19 protein-coding genes and 1 pseudogene are annotated in these 16891 nt (G+C 40.1%); 16 read left to right on the plus strand and 4 right to left on the minus strand.

Annotated elements, in window-relative coordinates; all coding sequences use genetic code 11:
- The first annotated feature begins 104 nt into the window (after window positions 1-104).
- A complete protein-coding gene (locus O2S85_RS08760) occupies window positions 105-1334 on the plus strand; it encodes an argininosuccinate synthase (protein ID WP_269412270.1) in 1230 nt (409 codons plus the stop codon).
- Window positions 1335-1391: 57 nt separating this feature from the next.
- Window positions 1392-2768, plus strand: a complete 1377-nt coding sequence (gene argH / locus O2S85_RS08765; protein ID WP_269412271.1) for an argininosuccinate lyase — start codon at window positions 1392-1394, stop codon at window positions 2766-2768.
- Between the two features lie 69 nt (window positions 2769-2837).
- On the opposite strand, the gene rnz is transcribed toward argH, so the two are convergent.
- The 3 genes from rnz to O2S85_RS08780 are packed head-to-tail and all read right to left on the minus strand — an operon-like array spanning window position 2838 to window position 5551.
- Window positions 2838-3764, minus strand: a complete 927-nt coding sequence (gene rnz / locus O2S85_RS08770; protein ID WP_269412272.1) for a ribonuclease Z — start codon at window positions 3762-3764, stop codon at window positions 2838-2840.
- 11 nt (window positions 3765-3775) lie between these two features.
- A complete protein-coding gene (gene namA / locus O2S85_RS08775) occupies window positions 3776-4792 on the minus strand; it encodes an NADPH dehydrogenase NamA (protein WP_269412273.1) in 1017 nt (338 codons plus the stop codon).
- A 12-nt stretch (window positions 4793-4804) separates the two neighbouring features.
- A complete protein-coding gene (locus tag O2S85_RS08780; RefSeq protein WP_269412274.1) occupies window positions 4805-5551 on the minus strand; it encodes a glycerophosphodiester phosphodiesterase in 747 nt (248 codons plus the stop codon).
- Between the two features lie 66 nt (window positions 5552-5617).
- Between O2S85_RS08780 and O2S85_RS08785 the strand changes: the two genes are divergently transcribed.
- The 7 genes from O2S85_RS08785 (at window position 5618) to O2S85_RS18780 (ending at window position 9362) form a co-directional block, all read left to right on the plus strand.
- Window positions 5618-5830, plus strand: coding sequence for a hypothetical protein (locus tag O2S85_RS08785; RefSeq protein ID WP_269412275.1), 213 nt, complete (start codon window positions 5618-5620; stop codon window positions 5828-5830).
- 82 nt (window positions 5831-5912) lie between these two features.
- The gene (locus tag O2S85_RS08790) at window positions 5913-6878 is read left to right on the plus strand and encodes an MBL fold metallo-hydrolase (protein ID WP_369420018.1); all 966 of its coding nucleotides are present in this window, start codon (window positions 5913-5915) and stop codon (window positions 6876-6878) included.
- 3 nt (window positions 6879-6881) lie between these two features.
- Complete coding sequence (locus tag O2S85_RS08795; RefSeq protein WP_269412529.1) at window positions 6882-7688, plus strand: SDR family NAD(P)-dependent oxidoreductase; 807 nt, start codon at window positions 6882-6884, stop codon at window positions 7686-7688.
- A gap of 222 nt (window positions 7689-7910) precedes the next feature.
- Complete coding sequence (gene sspO, locus O2S85_RS08800) at window positions 7911-8063, plus strand: small acid-soluble spore protein SspO (protein ID WP_269412276.1); 153 nt, start codon at window positions 7911-7913, stop codon at window positions 8061-8063.
- A gap of 18 nt (window positions 8064-8081) precedes the next feature.
- The gene (locus O2S85_RS08805) at window positions 8082-8291 is read left to right on the plus strand and encodes a hypothetical protein (protein ID WP_269412277.1); all 210 of its coding nucleotides are present in this window, start codon (window positions 8082-8084) and stop codon (window positions 8289-8291) included.
- A gap of 397 nt (window positions 8292-8688) precedes the next feature.
- Window positions 8689-9111, plus strand: a complete 423-nt coding sequence (locus tag O2S85_RS08810) for a helix-turn-helix domain-containing protein (RefSeq protein ID WP_269412278.1) — start codon at window positions 8689-8691, stop codon at window positions 9109-9111.
- A gap of 170 nt (window positions 9112-9281) precedes the next feature.
- Window positions 9282-9362, plus strand: coding sequence for a putative holin-like toxin (locus O2S85_RS18780; protein ID WP_367746093.1), 81 nt, complete (start codon window positions 9282-9284; stop codon window positions 9360-9362).
- 183 nt (window positions 9363-9545) lie between these two features.
- Here O2S85_RS18780 and O2S85_RS08815 read toward each other — a convergent pair.
- A pseudogene (locus O2S85_RS08815) lies at window positions 9546-9689 on the minus strand (LLM class flavin-dependent oxidoreductase); the annotation flags it as partial.
- 498 nt (window positions 9690-10187) lie between these two features.
- On the opposite strand from O2S85_RS08815, the gene O2S85_RS08820 reads away from it, so the two are divergent.
- The 7 genes from O2S85_RS08820 (at window position 10188) to pnpS (ending at window position 16801) form a co-directional block, all read left to right on the plus strand.
- Complete coding sequence (locus tag O2S85_RS08820; protein ID WP_269412279.1) at window positions 10188-10325, plus strand: hypothetical protein; 138 nt, start codon at window positions 10188-10190, stop codon at window positions 10323-10325.
- 571 nt (window positions 10326-10896) lie between these two features.
- Complete coding sequence (locus O2S85_RS08825) at window positions 10897-11799, plus strand: phosphate ABC transporter substrate-binding protein (RefSeq protein ID WP_269412280.1); 903 nt, start codon at window positions 10897-10899, stop codon at window positions 11797-11799.
- A 111-nt stretch (window positions 11800-11910) separates the two neighbouring features.
- Complete coding sequence (pstC, locus tag O2S85_RS08830) at window positions 11911-12882, plus strand: phosphate ABC transporter permease subunit PstC (RefSeq protein WP_269412281.1); 972 nt, start codon at window positions 11911-11913, stop codon at window positions 12880-12882.
- Window positions 12883-13767 carry a phosphate ABC transporter permease PstA gene (pstA, locus tag O2S85_RS08835; protein ID WP_269412282.1) on the plus strand — a complete coding sequence of 295 codons (885 nt, stop codon included), beginning with the start codon at window positions 12883-12885 and terminating at the stop codon, window positions 13765-13767.
- Window positions 13768-13797: 30 nt separating this feature from the next.
- A complete protein-coding gene (pstB, locus tag O2S85_RS08840) occupies window positions 13798-14586 on the plus strand; it encodes a phosphate ABC transporter ATP-binding protein PstB (RefSeq protein WP_269412530.1) in 789 nt (262 codons plus the stop codon).
- A gap of 137 nt (window positions 14587-14723) precedes the next feature.
- Window positions 14724-15428, plus strand: a complete 705-nt coding sequence (locus O2S85_RS08845; RefSeq protein WP_269412283.1) for a response regulator transcription factor — start codon at window positions 14724-14726, stop codon at window positions 15426-15428.
- Window positions 15425-16801 (plus strand): two-component system histidine kinase PnpS, encoded by a 1377-nt coding sequence (pnpS, locus tag O2S85_RS08850; protein WP_269412284.1) that lies wholly within the window; start codon window positions 15425-15427, stop codon window positions 16799-16801. The genes O2S85_RS08845 and pnpS overlap by 4 nt, the downstream gene beginning before the upstream one ends.
- Window positions 16802-16891 lie beyond the last annotated feature (90 nt).

Consider the following 16891-nt stretch of genomic DNA (forward strand, 5'->3'; position numbering starts at 1 on the left):
TATTATCAGATAAGTGGAACTTCATTCCAGATGAATGTTAGTTGAAAAACGAATGGATAATTATTGCTAGTTCGTGTGGGATAAATAAATTTGGAGGGATTGGCATGAGTGAAGGAAAGATTGTATTGGCATATTCCGGGGGATTGGATACATCTGTCTCGATTAAATGGTTACAAGATAAATATAATTATGATGTGATTGCTTTGGCGATTGATCTTGGGGAAGAGAAAGATCTGGAAGCGGTCAGACAAAAGGCGCTAAACGTTGGTGCGATTAAAGCAATTGTGATTGACGCCAAGGATAAGTTGGCAAATGATTATTTGTTGCCGGCATTACAGGCCAATGCCTTATATGAAGGCAAATATCCGTTATCTTCCGCATTAAGTCGGCCGTTAATTGCCAAACTGTTGGTCGATGTCGCTGAGCAGGAAGGAGCGGTCGCGGTTGCCCATGGTTGTACTGGAAAAGGAAATGATCAGGTGCGTTTTGAGGTTTCTATCCAGGCATTAAACCCTAATCTACAGGTTGTTGCTCCAGTTAGAGGATGGGGAATGACCAGAGATGAAGAACTTGCTTATGCTAAGGAGAAAGGTATTCCAGTTCCGGTTGATTTGGATAACCCATTTTCGATTGATGCCAACATTTGGGGCAGAGCTTGTGAGGCTGGTGTATTGGAAAATCCGTGGAATGTTGCACCTGAAGAGGCCTTTGCCTGGACGAATCCGGTAGAAGAAACACCAGACCAGCCGGAATATGTGGATATTTCGTTTGAAAAGGGTGTTCCAGTAGCACTGAATGACCAGCCAATGGATCCAGTGTCGATCATTGAGACATTGAATAAAGAGGGCGGCAAGCATGGGATTGGTAGAATTGACCATATCGAAAATCGTTTGGTTGGGATTAAATCGCGTGAAGTCTATGAAAACCCAGCTGCCTTGATTCTTATCAAAGCACATCAGGAAATGGAATTTTTAACCCATACGCGTGAAGTAGCCCAATTTAAGAAAACAGTTGACCAGCAATTTGCCCAAATGATCTATGATGGTCTGTGGTATTCACCGTTACGCACCGCCGTTGATGCCTTTGTTGCAGAGACGCAACAGACCGTTTCCGGTAAGGTACGTGTAAAATTATTCAAAGGCAACCATACAGTAATTGCCCGTCAATCAGATTATAGTCTGTACAATGAGGAACTGGCTACCTATGAAAAGGGAGATATGTTTGATCATAATGCTGCAGTCGGTTTTATTAAGCTTTGGGGATTACCAACCAAGGTTCATGCCGAGATTCATCAAAACAAAAACAAAAAACATCAGGAAGAAGTCTATCAATAGTTTTTTGCGGAAGTCTACTGAGCTTCCGCAGGCTATACATAAAGGAGTGAACATTTTATGTCAAAACTCTGGGGCGGACGTTTTACCAAAGCAACCAATCAACTGGTTGAATCATTCACGGCATCCATTGAATTTGACCAGCAATTTGCCATAGAAGATATTGAGGGAAGTATTGCCCATGTCACGATGCTAAGTGAATGTGCGATTATTACAGATGAAGAAGCACGGCAAATCATCGACGGATTACAAACGATTAAAAAGAAAATCAAGTCAGGATCTGTTAATTATACGATTGAAGATGAAGACATTCACATGAATATCGAACGGATGCTGACTGAAGAAATTGGACCAGTTGCCGGGAAACTGCATACAGGAAGAAGCCGTAATGACCAGGTGGCAACCGATATTCATCTTTATGTAAAAAAGAAAACAAAGGAAATGATTAACCTAATAACAGCAGTTCAGCAAGCATTTGTCAATCAGGCAGATACGAATATTGATGTAATCATGCCGGGGTACACACATTTGCAACGGGCACAGCCGATCTTGTTTTCCCATCATATTCTGGCATATTTCTGGATGTTGGAACGGGACAAAGAGCGACTGAAGGATAGTATAAAACGCGTAGATTGGTCGCCACTTGGCGCTGGTGCACTGGCAGGGACGACTTTTCCAACCAATCGGGAGCGTACCGCAGAGTTGCTTGGCTTTGATACGGTTTATCCAAATAGCCTGGACGCGGTTAGCGATCGCGATTTTGTACTGGAGTTTCTATCAATTGCTTCGATCTTAATGACCCATCTTTCCCGAATTTCGGAGGAGTTGGTTATCTGGTCCAGTCAGGAATTTAATTTTGTCGAGCTGGATGATTCGTTTTGTACCGGATCAAGTATCATGCCACAGAAGAAAAATCCGGATGTACCAGAACTTCTAAGAGGGAAAACCGGCCGGGTACATGGGAATTTATTTGGTCTGTTAACCGTTTTAAAAGGTCTTCCGCTTGCGTATAACAAAGATATGCAAGAGGATAAGGAAGGGCTGCTGGATACAGCGACAACGCTTGACGGGTCATTACGTCTGTTGGCGCCGATGATTGATACGATGCAGGTGAAAAAGGAAAACATGTATCATGCTGTTGACCAGGATTATTCCAATGCAACGGATATAGCCGACTACCTGGTGACGAAAGGTTTGCCATTTCGTGAAGCGCATGAAATCATCGGAAAAATCGTGTTATACGCGATCCAGCAGAAGAAATATTTGCTTGAACTATCACTAGATGAATACCAATCATTTAGCACATTATTTGCAAAGGACGTTTTTACATTTCTTGAACCAAAACATGTGGTAGATGCGCGAAAAAGTTTGGGTGGTACGGCGAAAAGTCAGGTGCAGCAGCAATTGGCACAGGCGAAAGCATTGATGGAGGGATAATGGCAAGCTGTAACTTGAATAAATGACAAAACGCTTGGTAACAAACTCCCAAGCGTTTTGTTCGTTCGTTTATTTTTTGGCAGGAATGGTTGTCCGAAAAAAGTCACTGGCGATTTCCGTGTTGGGGAAAATCGCTTGTGCTTCTTGACGTAACCAGACATTGTCTGCCTTTTGATAGCGCGATGAGATATGCGTCAGGATGAGCTGTTTGACATTTGCATCATGGGCAAGTTGAGCTGCCTGTGCAGTGGTGGAATGAAAATAATCCTTGGCAAGATCTGCCTTGCTCTGCTCAAATGTTGCTTCATGCACGAGACAATCGGCATTTTCCACAAACGCGCTGTTTTGCTCCGGATTTCTTGTATCGCCAAGTATTGAAATAATCCGTCCAGGTTTATCAGGACCGATAAAATCTTTGCGTTCGATCACTTGTCCATCAGGCGTTGTGACTGTTGGATTTTCTTTAATCTGCTGATAAATCGGACCCGGCTTGATACCCGAGGCTTTCAGCTTATCGGCCATTAGCTCGCCCTGTTTATCTTTTTCGACAATACGGAATCCGTAACAAGGAATACCATGCTGCAATTTTTTGCAATAAACGGTGAAGTTTTCATCCGCAAAAACTTGTCCCTCCGTTACCTCTACAATTTCAAGCGGATACGTCAAGTGTGTTCCACTTGTACACAAGCTTGTCTCGATAAAATCCCTAATCCCGGCTGGTCCATAAACAGTTAACACATCATTGCCACCTTGAAAGGAGCGGCTGCTTAAAAACCCTGGAAGCCCAAAAATATGATCGCCATGCATGTGGGTAATAAAAATCTTGTTTATTTTCCGCGGTTTGATGGATGTTTTTAAGATTTGATGCTGGGTTGCCTCACCGCAATCAAACAGCCAGATACTGTTTGCCTCTTGTTGCATGGCAAGCGCGATCGCTGTGACGTTTCGTTCCAAAGAGGGAACTCCTGCACCCGTGCCAAGGAAGATTAATTCCATCTGTCTACCTCCTACCGCCAGCCGCGTTCATATTGGATCGGGGCTTCGATGTCATAACCTAGTTCGTCAGCTGCGGCCTTAGCCCAATATGGATTCCGGAGTAATGCCCGTCCGATGACGACAACATCTGCACGCTCATTTTGCAAAATTTCTTCTGCTTGCTTACCAGTTGTGATCAGTCCCACTGCACCGGTTGCAATAGCTGTTTCATGCTTAATCGTCTCGCATCGGGGTACCTGGTAGCCTGGATACGTATTAACTTTTGCCGGTACAACACCACCTGAGCTGCAATCGATTAAATCAATGCCTTGCTTCTTCATTTCTTCAGCAAAATAAAGCATGTTATCCAAGGTATTGCCGTCTTCATGATATTCATCTGTTGAGATCCGGACAAAAATCGGACCGTTCCATTCTGTCTTTACCGCATCAATAATTTCAGAAAGAAAACGATAGCGATTTTCTGGTGAACCACCATACTGATCTGTTCGTTTATTGGTTAATGGTGATAAAAATTCATTGATTAAATATCCGTGTGCACCGTGAATTTCCACAATATCAAAGCCTGCAGTTTTTGCGCGTCGTGCCCCCTGTTTAAACGCATCAATGGTTTGTTTGATATCATCGATTGTCATTTCATTTGGAACTTTATATGAATCATCGAATCGAATGGCAGATGGTGCAAAAATTTCTGATTCCAGTTCCGCTTTTCGACCAGCATGCGCGAGTTGAATACCTGTTTTTGCACCATATGCATGCAACTGTTCATTCAACTCTGTTAGTCCCGGGATATGCGCATCATCCCAAATTCCTAAATCCTGTGCAGAAATTCGACCTTCAGGCTGAACAGCAGTAGCCTCCGTGATCACAAGCCCTGTTTGACCAACAGCCCGGCTGACTAAATGGGTGAAGTGAAACGGTGTGATCATACCATCCTGATTGTAACAAGAGTACATACACATCGGTGACATCACAATCCGGTTTTTTAGTTCCACGTCTTGAAAGTGTATTGGTGTAAATAGTTTTTGCATGTATAATTCCTCCTAGTCCTTATGTTTTAACTGATATGCGCTACGCTGTTGCAATGCGAGATTAGGAACATCAGTAATCAGACCATCTATTTTTTGGGTGAAACATTGACGCATATGCATCGGTCGATTCACGGTATATACTCGCAGTGTCATATTCTCTTTTTGACATGCCTTCTTAAGGGATAGCCGAAGCAAGCGAAACTTGACATGCAGTGCATTTGCTCCCATTGCCTTGGCATCATGTACAAGGTTTGGATTTCTTCGGGAAGTCAATAAAGCAATATCAAGGTCTTGGCAAAGTTCGCTTATCCGTCTGACACTAAAGGGATTAAATGTGGACAGTGTCGTTCGATGTAATAAGTCGTAGTGTGATAGCATATCATACACAATTGTTTCCATGTTCTTATAGATTATCTTAGTATTTTTTAACTCAATATTTAAGTATAACGACTTGGGTTTGATCCATTGTAAAAATTCTTCCAATGTGATGATCGTGGTACCTATGAACTTTTTGGAAAACCAGGAACCAGCGTCCAATTCTTTTAGTTGATTTAGCGTCAGATCTTTGACATATCCCTTTCCGTTTGTTGTCCGTTTCACCTGTTCGTCGTGGATTAACACAGGTATACCGTCTTTGGTAAGCTGCACATCAGTTTCGATACCGTCTGCCCCTTGTTTATAAGCTAGCTCAAAGGCAGGCATTGTATTCTCTGGAGCAAGTTTACTGGCACCGCGATGTGCAATGATTTCAGTTGTCACACGTTTCACCCCCTCTATGATTGTGTTGTAGTTCACAGCAAAAGTCAATTTTCAAATGCTTATTACATGAACGGTCAGTTCTTTGCAGTCAGTCTCTGGTTATTATGTATATACTACTTCGATTTAAAAGGTGTTTTTGTATTCAATTTGAAAAAAATCGAACCGAGACGGGCTATCTCGGCTAATAGGAAAGGAAAAACGCTGGAAGTCGACCGAGAGTCGGGTATTACAGCAGATATGAAAGGCAAAACACAAGGGATCGACCGTGAGAAGTACTAACCCGGATAAGAGATAAAAGTGACAAAAACGGAGAAAAAGTGTAAAATAGTAATAAACTGAACGACCATTCACTTGGAGGCTTATGATGAAAGTATTACACGACACCATTCATCAGCTAACGATTCCCACGCCTTTTGCAGTAGGAGATGTACATGTTTACCTCTTAAAAGGTGACGTTTTATCGCTCGTTGATGCGGGGGTGAGAACAAAAGAAGCATGGGAAGCGCTGGTATTACAATTAAAGCAACTAGGCTACTCGCCTAATGATATTGAACAACTTATTTTAACCCATCATCATCCAGATCATATTGGACTTGTTGGAGAATTTCCACGTGCACATTCCATTGTCGGACATTCATTTAATGAACCATGGTTGACGAAGGATGAATCATTTTTCAACCGGTATGAACAATTTTTTAAGGATTATTTCGCATTCTTTGGTGTTCCGGACGTATATTTAAAATATTTGGAGCAAATGAAATCAGAACTGGGACATTTTGGTGAAGGGTCATTAACAGCTGTTATCGATGAAGGGGATGTTTTACCTGGTCATGACCAATGGCGAGTTATCGGGACAAAGGGGCATGCACAAAGTCATTTATCTTTTTTTCGGGAATCAGATGGGTCATTTATTGGCGGTGATCACTTGCTTGCCCATATTACCCCGAATCCGGTATTGGAGCCACCTTATAATGAAGGACAAGAACGGCCAAAACCATTACTGCAGTATCGAAGTAATTTAAATAAGTGTTTGCAATTGGGAATCCAAAAAGTGTACCCGGGTCACAATGAGGTGTTTTCGAATCTGGATGAATTGATACCAGCCCAGCTAAAACTGCAGGAAAAACGGGCAAATAAAGTATTTGAAATGCTTCAGGTTAAGGAACAAAAACCATTTGCAATTTGTCAGCAATTATTTCCCAAAAAGTTTGCAAAACAGCTTGATTTAACCATGTCTGAAACCATCGGCCAACTGGATTTTCTTGAAAATGAGGGGAAAATACTGGCAACCGTGAAAGATGGTATACTTTTCTATCAAATTAAATAGGTGATGCTCGTGAAACAACAACTGATCAAGAATAAACGAATTATTGTAACAGGTGCATCCAGCGGGATTGGCGAACGTCTTGTCTGGCACATTGCTAAAAATGGTGGTATTCCAATTATGATTGCCCGCTCTGGAGCGAAAATGGAAAATTTACAGGATAAGCTTGTTCGGGAGTTTGATATCAGATCATATGTGTATCAAGCAGATGTAACCGATCATGATGCCTATGCACAGGTTTTGGAAAAAATTCTGACGGAACATCAACAGATTCATGGGCTGATTAATAATGCCGGTGCTGGTGTCTTTGCCGCAGTTGAAGATGTGGAATGGGACGATTTGGATCATATGTTTGAATTAAATGTCTATGCATTAATCAATGGAACGAAGCAATTGCTGCCACATTTTTCTGCAAACCGCAGAGTCTGTCATATTGTAAATGTTGCTTCCATGGCAGGAAAAATTGCTACAACAAAATCCGCTGTTTACGCTGCTACAAAGCATGCGGTGCTTGGCTTTACCAATGCATTACGGATGGAAGCAGCCGAAAATAGAATATTTGTCACCGCAGTTAATCTTGGGCCGGTAAAAACCAACTTTTTTAAAACAGCTGACCCGAACGGTACCTATCAGAAAAATGTTGCGCGCCACATGCTGGATCCGGATAAAGTAGCCAAAAAGGTTGTAAAAAATCTGTTTCAAAACAAAAGAGAAATAAATTTGCCATATTGGATGGCATTTGGAAATAAAATCTATCAACTTTTTCCTGGTTTAATAGAACGATTGTTGAAACGGCAATTTAATAAAAAATAGAATCATAAACCTTTCCTTGAACCACAGTTTTTAATGACTGTGGTTGTTTGTTTTGAAAACATGGACAACCACTTCTTCCCTTCACTACTTCATTTCGATCGGATCATCTATGTGGATGCAAAATATTCATATCATGGGTTACTGAAAATTTACGATTGTATCGTTCCTGGTGTGCATACTCTTCCACAATTAACAAAGACTATGGGGTGGAGGTGTATTGCAATGGCGAACAAGAAAAATAAAAATACTGGTGCCATGAGTGATGAGCAGGCTGTCAGAAAAAAATTATCAACAGAATTTGATCATGAATTTGCTAATGAACCTTTGACTGCAACTGAAAGGTATAATAATAAAAAGACAAAGAAGCGACAATAATCCAAGGAGGTTGACAAGATGGCAGATAAAAAAGGCAAAAATGGAGAAATACAGGAAAATGTTAATGCAGAGCTTGGTGGAATAGGGTTTTATGGAACAACGTCCAACATGGAAATAGCAGGGTATAAAGCTTCCGGAGATATTGAAAATGCGGGAAGGTTGGATAAGGGATTTAAACGGCCGAAACATCCAGGTGCAACTGCCTCTGTAAAACAAGAAAAAGATTAAAAAGGACAGGGAAATGAACTGCCGACACTCCCCCCTATTATAAAAAACAACCAAGACTTCCAGGTTGTATCTTGGTTGTTTTTTCGTTGTTTTCATTATTGATACTGTTTTTTCCTCCAACTGAAAGTATGAACAACATGTATTTTTTCGGTATAAACAGAATATGTAATAGTAAAGACTCACTAACGAAATAGGATCCAATTATAATGAATTGGATCCTATTTTAGAGATTGGACATTGCTCGATTAACGCTGGAGAGGTTGTCCTAAATTTTAGCCTTTTCTCCCTTTGTCAAATGTCTCATGGATAACATCGATAACATCTTCTTTATCATTATGTCTCAGCAATTTTATCATCCTTTCCATTACCATTTTTCCAACTGTGAGGTGATTTATACATGAAAACCGTGACCATAAGGTTGAAAGATGACATATATGACCAATTAAAGGAAATAACTGAGCTGGAAAATCTGATTAATCGTCACCGCGACAAAACCAGAAGCGATGATTACAAAATGGAAGAGTTTGTTGTAGGCTGCATTATGGAAAAGATTGAACAAATCAAACAATTCGACAGGCTTAATCCTTTCATGGAAAATACACAGCAACCAGTCATTAAAAACCGGTTTAAAGAAATAGCGAAAAATAAAAATATCTACATAAAGGATATCGCCGATCAATTGAACATGAAGCCACCAAACATAAGTAAAATTTTTAACAACTTATCCCAGCCGCGGTTGGAATTATTTATAAAAATTTGGCTGGTTTTAGGGTGTCCACCGTTACACAAGTGTATTTATGTAGACGAAGATTTACTTTAGCTGCTTCGTCTTTTTTTGTATTTTAAAAAAAGTGGAATAAGACAAGCTGATTCACCCATATCGTTAAATATAATCATTTTTAAAGAAAATTATCAAAAACTATATGTTAAAATTCAGAATCGGATAAAACAGCACAACTCCTTTAAGTCAAACAGAAAGGGAGATGCAGCATGTCTGTATTCGAGGCGCTTGTTCTGATGATTTCATTTGGAACATTGATGGTCGCAGTATTGTCTGAGCAAAAAAAATAACTACCCTGTCACAAGCACTTTTGGGTAGTTAACATCATGTTCGTTAGGTTAAAACCGTTTGGTGATAGCTGTACCATTCGGTTTTTATTATTGTATGCGTTAATGCGTATGAATTACCACTTAAATAAATTTTACGTCATAAAATCACCAAGATAAAATCATTGAAAAGTCCCGCACTTATATCTATTCTTCACTAACCACTTCTTTCAAAATTTCATAGGAACGTTTCTGTTTATCCTTGTCGTGAATATATGACACGGCCATGAGTTCATCTACATTATATTTCTCCTGAAAATCCGTCAACTGAGTCCGTATGGTATCCTTGCTCGGGGTCTGTTGTGACTTTGAAATAAAGTTCGATCATTTATAAAAAAGTTTGATAAAATCACATTGACAAAACGTACTGTGACAATGCAACATTGGGCCATTTTGTTGCATAAAATTGAATCAATAATAACACACTGATAATAAGGGGTATACAACAAAATTAAATAGACCTTTTGGTGTTGCGATAATAAGTTATTTTTATATCTTTGGCACCATTGTTTTATTATTTACCTCTATTTTTTTGATGCGGATGCAAATTCCGTTGGCATTGCAGAAAGGTTTGGTCTCCCAGATATACCTGAACAGCTAATGAGGGTATTAGTTGCGATATTTACAATAATATTGGTTTATGGTTATTTAAGACTTAAACAATCGGGATTTTGGCTGATAGCATCATTTTTTGTTCCGTAAAAGGGCGCTCATCTTTAATAAGGATCGGTCTTGCGTCATAAAAAGGCCCCAGTCAAAACAACGGAGAAAGTGCAATCCTTTTTCATTATGAGAGACATATTTAGGTTGATTGAACGCATGATCAAACATGTACGGGAAACGGTTTTGCCCAAAGATCATGTTGAAAAAATTAAAGAGTTGCATAAACAACAAATTGAGCAAATGTCATTGCCTTTAGCTGTTTAATCTCCAAGTTTATCTATACTTCAAATGGTTTTTAAAAAACTATTTAAATCCAAGGGGGAAGTATGTCCTTTTTTTGACTACAAATTATTGAATATTCAATTACTACCTCCGCAATTCACACCATTTACTTTCATTTCCAATTATGGGAGTAAAGATTACTTACTTCCGGTTCATATTCTTTAAAAAAGGTATTTCTTGAACACGCTCTAATAGGGGACATTCAAAAATCCGGTAAAATTGACGTGCCCCTGCAAAAGGGGTATGCCAACCCTGATCGTAAGCCTGTTTTGGCCTGCCTTCCTTTGAAAAAGCTCGTTGGTTTGCTTTTCCGATCCTCATGTGCCGGGAAGTAGTAACTTCTGTATTGTCCACGTCCTTTGGGCAACGCAGAAGTTACTACTTCCCGTACAAGCCTCGATATTGAAATATTCCGATGAATAAAAGGACAAAACATTTATTCATCGGAACAATATTTCTTTACAAAACCTTTACATTCTCTTAATACTCAATTAACGATTGATCTATAGCCTTGTAGTTGCGAGAACATATTACATTCCTAAGGAGGATTATTGTGAAGGTGAAAAACAAACTGGTTTTAATAACTTTGGTTACATTGATGGTTTTTGTAACTGCATGCGGAAATTCAGCGAATGGCAAATCGGGGAGTGAAGCCGACAATAACAAAGACAAATTATCCGGATCCGTTATTATCGGTGGTTCAAGTGCTCTTCAACCATTGGCAACGGCTGCCGCTGAACAATTTATGAATAAACACCCTAACACACAGGTTCAAGTGCAAGGCGGTGGTAGTGGTACAGGGCTTAGTGAAGTCGCTGCAGGAAATCTTGATATTGGAAACTCTGATTATTTTGCGGAATCACAAGAAGGCATTCCAGCTGATAAATTGGTTGATCACAGAGTAGCTGTTGTTGGTATTACTGCAGCAGTTCACCCTGACGCAGGTGTAACCAATCTTTCAAAAAGCGATCTGATCAAGATATTTACCGGGAAAATAAAAAACTGGAAAGAAGTCGGCGGTAAGGATGAAAAAATAACACTTGTTAACCGTCCGGACGGCTCGGGCACACGCGCTACTTTCATTAATTTTGCCTTGGACGGTACAGCGCCTGCCGAAGGGATCACAGAGGACTCTTCCAACACAGTGAAAAAGATTATTGCGGAAACCCCTGGAGCGATCGGGTATCTAGCATTCTCTTACTTCGATGATTCCGTTGTCAAAATGAATATTGACAATGTCGAAGCAACGGACGAAAGTGTTATCTCTGGCGAATTTCCGATCTGGGCTTACGAGCACATGTACACAAACGGTAAACCAGACGGTGCGGAAAAGGCGTTTCTTGAATATATGATGAGCGATACAATTCAAAATGGCCCCGTCGCTAAGCAAGGATATATCCCAGCCTCAAAAATGAATGTCGAGCGTAATGCTCAAGGTGAAATAACTAAGAAATAAAATTATAAGCGTAGGGTAGGTAATGCAAGGAATGTCTACCCCGTTTATACCTTTTATGATTCAGTATAAAACATCCAGAAAGTATGGTTTGGAGAAGGAGGAGTTGATTGAATGGCTCTAAACGACAATGAGGTAGAATGGAACCCAACTGCTAATACCACATTTGCCAGTAAAAGACTTGTGAAAAGACAAAAAATCAGTAAAGCCCTGTTCTGCAGAAATAGTGAATTACGAGGAAAATTAATCATTACCGTTAGTGCATTCTTTATGATGGCGGCTGCCGTGGCAATTACACTTTTTTTGACGATCAAAGGCTTGCAGTTGTTTATTCAAGACGGAATCAACATATTTGATTTTATTACCGGGACAGAGTGGAATCCAACGGGAGAAGAAAATCCTTCATACGGCGCATTTTCATTTATTTTCGGTTCATTGTCGGTAACCTTTCTGGCCGCCGTGTTCGTAGCCCCGATCGGAATTGGAAGTGCCATTTTCATGACAGAGATCGCCAAGAAATGGGGGCAGAGGGTACTGCAACCGGTTATTGAAATACTTGTTGGCATTCCGTCTGTTGTTTATGGTTTGATTGGATTATCGATCATCGTTCCACTTATTAGGCAGTTTATCGGGGGAACTGGTTTCGGCTTATTGGCTGGAACAATTGTTGTCGGTATGATGATTTTACCGACTGTTACAAGTATTGCAGCCGATGCGATTCGGTCTGTCCCCTACCACTTGCATGACGCTTCATATGCGCTTGGGGCAACGCGATGGCAAACCATTTATAAAGTTGTTATTCCAACTGCTTTACCCTCATTACTGACAGCGATTGTGCTTGGAATGGCACGAGCATTTGGGGAAGCACTGGCCATTCAAATGGTTATTGGCAATGCACAGGGAATGCCGAATTCTTTAGTGGATCCCGCTGCAACATTAACAACGATTACCACCCTTAGCATGGGACACACAACTTATGGAAGTCCGCATAACAATGCGCTTTGGTCCTTGGGATTGATTCTACTTGTGATGTCCTATGTATTTATTATTTTTATTCGATTTTTATCCCGGAGGAGGAAAGTGTAAATGAACAGTAGAACAGTAAATCATATAGCAACCACTTTGATAATTTGCTGTGCCCTGGTTATGATCGGAATGCTTGCTACTCTTATGGGCTATATTTTATATCATGGTATTGCGCAAATTGACCTTGGTTTTTTAACCACTGATTCCAGTTCCTTTCTAACAGGAGGTGGTATCAAAAATCAGCTGTGGAATTCCTTTTACATTTTATTCATTACAATGGTCATGGTTGTTCCCCTTGGCATAGCTGGCGGAATTTATCTTGCGGAATATGCAAAACCGAATAAATTAACATCATTCATTCGTTCTTGTGTGGAAGTCATGGCATCACTACCATCTATTGTTGTTGGAATGTTTGGCTTGCTCCTGTTCGTCAATTACTTTGGCTGGCAGTATTCGATTCTATCAGGAGCGCTTGCTTTGACGGTCTTTAACTTACCGGTCATTGTCAGAATGTCTGAAGATGCATTGCGTTCTATCCCAATTGAATTAAAAGAGGCAGGTCTCGCGCTCGGTGTTCCCCACTGGCATACGATTAAAACTGTATTGCTTCCTGCCGCGTTTCCAGGAATCTTAACCGGGGTGATTTTGTCGGCGGGACGTGTGTTTGGTGAATCGGCAGCATTGTTATTCACAGCAGGACTTTCGACGCCAAACCTCAATTTCACAAATTGGAACCCATTTGCAGCAAATTCACCATTAAATATCTTCCGTCCAGCGGAAACTCTATCCGTTCATATTTGGAATGTGAATGCGAATGGGATCATTCCGGACATAAGGGAAGTCGCAAATGGATCTGCTGCTGTCTTGGTGATTGCCGTATTACTGTTTAATTTACTTGCACGTTGGATTGGTCATGTCATTTACAAAAAAATGAATGGTAACTAAGGGAGGAAAATTATCTTGATAAGTACACAGATGAAAAGCAACGTCATGCCAATGGCTAATGAAACGACCCCAATTTTTCAGCTTAAAGACTTGAATGTTTATTATGGAGAAAACCATGCCGTAAAAAATGTTTCCTTATCGATTCTAAAACAAGCTATCACAGCCTTAATTGGGCCATCAGGATGCGGAAAGTCCACTTTTTTAAGAACACTCAACCGCATGAATGATTTAATACCCGAAGCACGATGTGAAGGTGAAATTGTCTACGGGGATGTTAATTTACTCGATCGAAAAATTGATGTTGTAGGACTTCGCAAAGAGATTGGTATGGTCTTTCAAAAGCCGAATCCATTTCCCAAGTCCATTTTCAATAATGTGGCTTATGGGCCCAAAATGCAGGGAATTAAAAATAAAAAGAATCTAAGTGAAATTGTTGAGAAAAGTCTAAGGGACGCAACGCTATGGGATGAGGTAAAAGACCGTCTTGATCAGAATGCTTATGGCCTTTCTGGCGGTCAGCAACAACGGCTTTGTATTGCGCGTTGTTTAGCTGTGAAACCAAGTGTCATTTTAATGGATGAACCGACATCTGCGCTCGACCCGGTATCAACATTGAAAATCGAGGAACTTATCCAAAGATTAAAAGAAAAATTTAGCATTGTGATCGTAACCCATAATATGCAGCAGGCGTCACGGATTTCGGATCAAACTGCATTTTTCCTTAATGGTGAGGTGGTGGAAATGTTTGATACAGCTTCCATTTTTTCAAATCCGTCTGATCAACGTACGAAAGACTATATCTCAGGTAAGTTCGGATAAATAAACCCTGAGTGATTCCTGAAGCAAATGTTAACATTCATTGAGGTTTTCAAATGATTTGTATATATTAAACATAGTGTCCCCTGATGTGTGGAACAAAAGTCCGTTAAACAATAAACGCAGAATGGAGTGTGAAAATGAACGAAAAAGTCATGGTTGTCGATGACGAAATCTCCATCGTTACATTGCTTGAATTTAATCTCACAAAAGCCGGCTATGAGGTAATACCCGTCACGGATGGTCTTACCGCTCTCCATCTAGTCAAAGAAAAACAGCCTGATTTAATTGTTCTTGATCTAATGTTGCCGGGGATGGATGGAATAGATGTCTGCAAACAGCTAAGGGAACAGAAATTGCTCACCCCGATTATTATGCTAACGGCAAAGGATGACGAATTTGATAAAGTACTCGGTCTTGAGCTGGGGGCGGATGATTACATTACCAAGCCATTCAGTCCGAGGGAAGTCGTATCCCGCGTAAAGGCGGTACTCCGACGTACCATTCTTGCAAATGATGAATTGGAATTATCAAAGGAAGAACAAATAGTCATTGGTGAATTGGAAATTTACCCCAAAAAATATGAAGCTTATTTCAAAGGCCAGGAAATGGAATGTACGCCGAAGGAATTTGAATTACTCGTGTATTTAGCACAAAATAAGGGCAATGTTCTTTCAAGGGAACAAATTCTCAATGCGGTTTGGAATTTTGATTATGTCGGTGACACAAGAATTGCTGATGTGCATGTTAGCCATTTGCGTGAAAAAATTGAAGAAAATACGAAAAAACCGGGTTATATAAAAACGGTTCGCGGATTTGGATATAAATTGGAGGAACCCAAATGATACACCATATCGTATTCCAATTTATGGCTATATTGAGTGGGATATTATTGGTGTTACTATTAGGTGCCGGAATTGTGCTATTTTTGTTTTCAGGACACTTGTTGCTCGTTTCCGTAGTGTTAATATCGACATTCCTTTTGTTCCTATTCATTGGATATTTTGTCATTAGGAATTTTGCAAAACCATTGGATGAATCGGTTAGAATGATCAAGCAGTTCACAGCTGGTAATTTCAGTACACGTACATACATAGATAAGCCGAAATCCACCGGTCAGCTAAATCGTCATTTGAACGAACTTGGAGAAAGCTTGCAAAAAACGGTCAAGTTATCCCAGATTCAACAAGACCAGTTGGAGACGTTAATTGAAAACATTGACAGTTCTTTACTTCTCATTGATATGGACGGGCATTTACGGCTTGCCAATCAAACCTTCCAGGATATGTTTCATATTAAAAAAGGAGATTGGTTCCACAAAAACTATCAATATGTTCTCCATGATGAGGAAGTTAGAAACACAATACATGAATCCATCGTTAACGAAACGATTGTACGTCAATCCGTTATCCTGCCGCTTGGTATTGAAAGACGATATATTGACATTTACTGTGCCCCAATTAAACACGGTTCCAGTCATGCGAAAGGAATTGTTGTCGTCCTTCGTGATATTACTGAGCTAAAGAAACTAGAAAAAGTAAGAAAAGAATTTGTTGCTAATGTGTCCCATGAATTAAAAACCCCTGTTACCTCTCTAAAGGGATTTGCCGAAACACTGTTGGATGAAGAGATGAAAGATGAAAATATTAGAAAGAAATTTATGACGATTATTTTGAGAGAAAGTGAGCGATTGGAAGCGTTAATTTATGATTTACTGGAACTCTCAAAAATTGAAAGTGATACGTTTCAACTGAATTGGCAAGAAGTGGATCTTAGCAAAATTGTAGATGAAACGCTTGAATTACTACAAGAAGAAGCAAAAGAAAAAAGCATTGATATACAATCCGGGGCGAAAGGACATACCGTGATCGAGGGCGATCCTTTTCGCTTGAAACAAATGTTCATTAATGTTATCACAAATGCTATTGTTTATTCCCCCGAAAAAGGGTTTATACATGTTCATGTTGAAGGTTTCCCTCGTACTGTTGAATTTATTGTCAAGGATAACGGGATAGGAATAAGCTTGGATGAAATTCCGCGAATTTTTGAGCGTTTTTATCGCGTTGACAAGGCAAGGGGCCGGAATTCCGGCGGTACAGGTCTTGGGCTTGCCATCGTTAAACACTTAACAGAGGCGCACAACGGAAGAATTGATGTAAGAAGCGAGATCGGGAAAGGGACAACGTTTAAAATTATATTCCCTAGGTCACAAGAATAGAACTTACAATATCGGATCAACCATGGAGAAGCGAGTATTACAATAATACACGACCCTCGCTTAAGAGGTAAATAAAGTTGGAATCGCTAC

It is taken from the genome of Lentibacillus daqui (assembly GCF_027186265.1).
Lineage (GTDB): Bacteria > Bacillota > Bacilli > Bacillales > Amphibacillaceae > Lentibacillus_C > Lentibacillus_C daqui.

Bases quoted from the DNA above. Each gene is read 5' to 3' on its own strand.
- O2S85_RS08760 (WP_269412270.1), top strand. From the start codon at position 105: ATGAGTGAAGGAAAGATTGTATTGGCATATTCCGGGGGATTGGATACA.
- argH (WP_269412271.1), top strand. From the start codon at position 1,392: ATGTCAAAACTCTGGGGCGGACGTTTTACCAAAGCAACCAATCAACTG.
- rnz (WP_269412272.1), bottom strand. From the start codon at position 3,764: ATGGAATTAATCTTCCTTGGCACGGGTGCAGGAGTTCCCTCTTTGGAA.
- namA (WP_269412273.1), bottom strand. From the start codon at position 4,792: ATGCAAAAACTATTTACACCAATACACTTTCAAGACGTGGAACTAAAA.
- O2S85_RS08785 (WP_269412275.1), top strand. From the start codon at position 5,618: ATGAACGGTCAGTTCTTTGCAGTCAGTCTCTGGTTATTATGTATATAC.
- O2S85_RS08790 (WP_369420018.1), top strand. From the start codon at position 5,913: ATGATGAAAGTATTACACGACACCATTCATCAGCTAACGATTCCCACG.
- O2S85_RS08795 (WP_269412529.1), top strand. From the start codon at position 6,882: ATGCTCGTGAAACAACAACTGATCAAGAATAAACGAATTATTGTAACA.
- sspO (WP_269412276.1), top strand. From the start codon at position 7,911: ATGGCGAACAAGAAAAATAAAAATACTGGTGCCATGAGTGATGAGCAG.
- O2S85_RS08805 (WP_269412277.1), top strand. From the start codon at position 8,082: ATGGCAGATAAAAAAGGCAAAAATGGAGAAATACAGGAAAATGTTAAT.
- O2S85_RS08810 (WP_269412278.1), top strand. From the start codon at position 8,689: ATGAAAACCGTGACCATAAGGTTGAAAGATGACATATATGACCAATTA.
- O2S85_RS18780 (WP_367746093.1), top strand. From the start codon at position 9,282: ATGTCTGTATTCGAGGCGCTTGTTCTGATGATTTCATTTGGAACATTG.
- O2S85_RS08820 (WP_269412279.1), top strand. From the start codon at position 10,188: ATGAGAGACATATTTAGGTTGATTGAACGCATGATCAAACATGTACGG.
- pstC (WP_269412281.1), top strand. From the start codon at position 11,911: ATGGCTCTAAACGACAATGAGGTAGAATGGAACCCAACTGCTAATACC.
- pstA (WP_269412282.1), top strand. From the start codon at position 12,883: ATGAACAGTAGAACAGTAAATCATATAGCAACCACTTTGATAATTTGC.
- pstB (WP_269412530.1), top strand. From the start codon at position 13,798: ATGAAAAGCAACGTCATGCCAATGGCTAATGAAACGACCCCAATTTTT.
- O2S85_RS08845 (WP_269412283.1), top strand. From the start codon at position 14,724: ATGAACGAAAAAGTCATGGTTGTCGATGACGAAATCTCCATCGTTACA.
- pnpS (WP_269412284.1), top strand. From the start codon at position 15,425: ATGATACACCATATCGTATTCCAATTTATGGCTATATTGAGTGGGATA.